This window comes from Candidatus Cloacimonadota bacterium (assembly GCA_020532355.1).
Lineage (GTDB): Bacteria > Cloacimonadota > Cloacimonadia > Cloacimonadales > Cloacimonadaceae > UBA5456.
On sequence record JAJBBD010000064.1, the window covers coordinates 1 to 3,468 of the forward strand.

The 3,468-nt window shown below is 41.8% G+C and carries 4 protein-coding genes; all 4 read left to right on the forward strand.

What is annotated here, in order from left to right:
- Window positions 1–103: 103 nt before the first annotated feature.
- On the forward strand, window positions 104–1,078 hold the full coding sequence (rnhC, locus tag LHW48_02000; GenBank protein ID MCB5259234.1) for a ribonuclease HIII: 975 nt from the start codon (window positions 104–106) through the stop codon (window positions 1,076–1,078).
- 281 nt (window positions 1,079–1,359) lie between these two features.
- The gene (locus tag LHW48_02005) at window positions 1,360–2,202 is read left to right on the forward strand and encodes a DNA alkylation repair protein (protein ID MCB5259235.1); all 843 of its coding nucleotides are present in this window, start codon (window positions 1,360–1,362) and stop codon (window positions 2,200–2,202) included.
- Complete coding sequence (locus LHW48_02010; protein MCB5259236.1) at window positions 2,192–2,929, forward strand: tRNA methyltransferase; 738 nt, start codon at window positions 2,192–2,194, stop codon at window positions 2,927–2,929. Before LHW48_02005 ends, LHW48_02010 begins: the two co-directional genes overlap by 11 nt.
- Before the next feature lie 104 nt (window positions 2,930–3,033).
- Window positions 3,034–3,468, forward strand: a 435-nt coding sequence (locus LHW48_02015) for a DNA alkylation repair protein (protein MCB5259237.1), incomplete at its 3' end; no start/stop codon positions are given.

Below are 3,468 nucleotides of genomic sequence, written 5' to 3' on the forward strand. Positions count from 1 at the left end.
CAAGCTTATTGTGCTGCCGTGAAAGATGCCGGAACCGATGGCATCGTGGTTGGAGGTGGTTCTTTATTCACTGTAGGCGAAATCTTAAAAGCTCATTTGGCAGATGCATAAACAGATAGAGTATTATCTTTCGCATCTTATCCCATTGCTCTCGCAGAAAGGTGTGGAAGTGTATATAAAACAAGAAATTGCTTGGGGTGTGCAATTAAAAGTAACTCGCAATTCAGATCGAGCAACGATCAACCTTTATTATAGTGAAAAACGCGGTCTCAGCCAAGTGATTAGTGCGCCCAAACAAAGCGGACTAAAAGCAGAATTAGAGCTTTTACTGCTAGGCGAAAAGAAAGTTAATGAGCCTACTGGATTTCACACGTGGCAGCGCTGGATTGGTAGCGATGAATGTGGCAAGGGAGATTACTTTGGACCTCTGGTGGCTTGTGCTTTCTATGTGGAAGCCCATCAAGTGGAAGAGCTTAAAGCTCTTGGCGTACAGGATAGTAAGCTTATAGGCGATATTCGCATTGTGCAAGTAGCTAAAAGCCTCTACCTCAAATATCCTTTTCAGGCATCCTGCATTGTGCTTAAACCAACACGTTACAATGAATTGATTTACGATTTCAAGCAACAAGGACAGAATCTGAACGATCTTCTAAGCTGGCTTCACGAAAAAGTTATTCTGGAGCTGTTTGCTAAACAGAGTAGTGCAGAAGGAGTAATTGTAGATCAATTTACCCGAGCCCACAAGGTTAAAAACCGCCTTTACAAACGTAACCCCGCCCTATCGGTTATGGAACAGACCCATGCAGAGCGAGATATAGCTGTAGCAGCGGCATCAATTCTTGCCCGCTATCAGTTTCTAGAGGCAATAAGTGCCCTCAATCGCAAGTATAAGTTCGTTTTCCCTAAGGGTGCGGGTTCCTCAGTCATTAAAGCTGGACAGAACTTCATAAAAGAACATGGCGAAAAACACCTATGCAATGTAGCCAAACTCCATTTTAAAACAAGCCAGAGTGTAAATGGCAGCCGTAGCCCCGATATTCCTCAAGACGCATCTTCCCAACAAAAATCTACAAGCTAGAAGTTTTTTCGCTTTAAACGCTGGTATGGGTTTAGAGATTATGCATATTTTTTAATATTAAGGGCTTAACAGACATCATGATAGAAGAAAGTTCTTGACAGATTTTCTGTTATTGTTATCTTGCAAAATACACGTAGCACAGCAATCCCACAGCCTCCAGGCACTTTAGTTACGGCTTTTCAAAAACACAAGGCACAGTGAAGCCTCCTCTTAATTTGGGTTTTACCCGCCTGTAAAATTATTTTATCAATGGCATTTATGCCAATCTTGGAGATTTATTTATGATCAAAGAAGTAGGACGTCTGAATATTGACGACTATAAACTACTAGACGCCCAAGTAGAAAAGATATTTCGCAATTTAGACAAAGGCAAAGATGCCCTTGTTATCAAACAAATCGACGAACTTGGAAACACAGCAAATTACTTCGTGCGTGAAGAATTGGGCAAACGCCTGGCAACATACACGGGAACCGGAAATTTAGACCAAATCTGTGGAGACCTATTAGGTGATTTTATTTATGGGTTACGGGCAACCGGGCTATTCTATTTTTATTACAAATATCAGGACAACCCGGAGCGCATTATCGCCACATTAGATAAAACCTTCGAATCTGTCCCCTGGGAAAGTGAAACTATCTGTTTTGAATTATGGAAACGATTTCCCGAAGCAATGCGAGAGTATATGCCTCTTTGGGCAGAAAGCGATAACGAAAAAAAACGCGCAATGAGTATGCACGGGATGGAAAACATCGCTGCCAAAAACCCTCAATTTGTACTAGCGTTTCTTTCTAGATTGCTGGATGATAATAGCGAAGAAGTGCAAAAGAAAATCTCACACATTCTTACCCAAGTAGGCAGAGTTCGCCCTATTCAAACCTACACAAACGTCCGGCGCTGGCTATTAGACGCAGATGATACCCGTTTCAACACTATTTGGCAAACCCTCAAAAAACTTGCCAATATCCACACCCAAAAAAGCAAAAAAGATCAAGGTAACGACTTTTTAAGCATTTCTCAACGCACTATCGCCAGTTGGAAGAAAGATTCAAATGCAAATGTCCAAAACATGGGCAACAAACTCGGCTCCGTGATTCATATGCGTAGAAAGGCAAATGCCCGCTGATTTCAATAAACTAAGCATCATTTTAGTAGAGCCAATTTATGCCGGAAATGTGGGTGCTATCGCTCGCATTATGAATAACTTTTGCTTTAGCGATCTGCGCATTGTAGGCTCTGTACCCCAAAAAAACGATTTCTATCTGGCGATGCACTCGGAGCACCTTTTGGAGAAAGCCGCCATATTTTCCTCTTTGGCAGATGCAATTAAAGATCTGGATAGAGTTATTGCCTTTTCCCGCCGCTTGGGCAAAAATAAACCCATAGATTTTTCTCCTATGCAAATGGCAAATTACGTGCACAGCTTGCCTAAGCTTAAAATCGGTTTAGTTTTCGGGCGCGAAACATTTGGGCTTACCAATGATGAAGCCGATTTGTGTCCCCTGCGATGCCACTTTCGCGCAAACAAAGATTTTCCCTCAATCAATCTTGCTCAAGCAGTAGCATTGGCAATTTACGAAATCAACAGTTTTGATCAACGCCTTGATGAAGAACAGGGAACCAAAATTGTAGATGCAGTTAGCGGGGAAGAACTTAGCAAAATCTATCGGTACATGATGGATGTATTAGATAATATTGGCTACTTTAGCAGCCACGAAACCACAAATTGGGATGCCTTTTTCAAAAAAATGCTGGCGCAGCTAAATCCCAACCAGGAAATGATCTATCGGATGCGACAGATCTTTAACCGGATCCATGTTTTGGTTACCGGAAAAGGTAAGGGTTACAACTGATCTTTTATATGCTCAGTGCCAAATTGGAACAATCTTTGCTCCATATTTTATATATTCGGTGCGGCAAAGCCTTTTAGGGCTATTGATAATACGAGGACGCTAATATGCAAGAATTAAACGAGAGATTTAAACAAATATATAAAGCTGTAGAAAAGTTCTGTTTCGATCGCGAAGATCCAATTCGCGCCATCCGCAATATGCACAGTTTTAATGAGGGTTACGATGCCTTTGGCTTGCAAGATGAAGATCTTAAAATACTCAGAGATCGCATCCTCCAAGATTTTAAGCCAAGCCCACGTGAAATAGCCGATTTCGGCTTGATCTTACTGAAAACCGGAAAATATGAATTTGGATCTTTAGCCATCCTCCTTATTAAAAAACATCGCCCTCGCCTCGATTCATACATTCGCGAACGACTCAAAGAATGGTTAGATTCGGGAGTGGAAAACTGGGCTCATGCCGATCTTTTGGGTACTAAAATTCTCCCCGTGTTGTTTGAACTGGAACTTACCGATCTACAGTCATTTGCCTCATGGCGA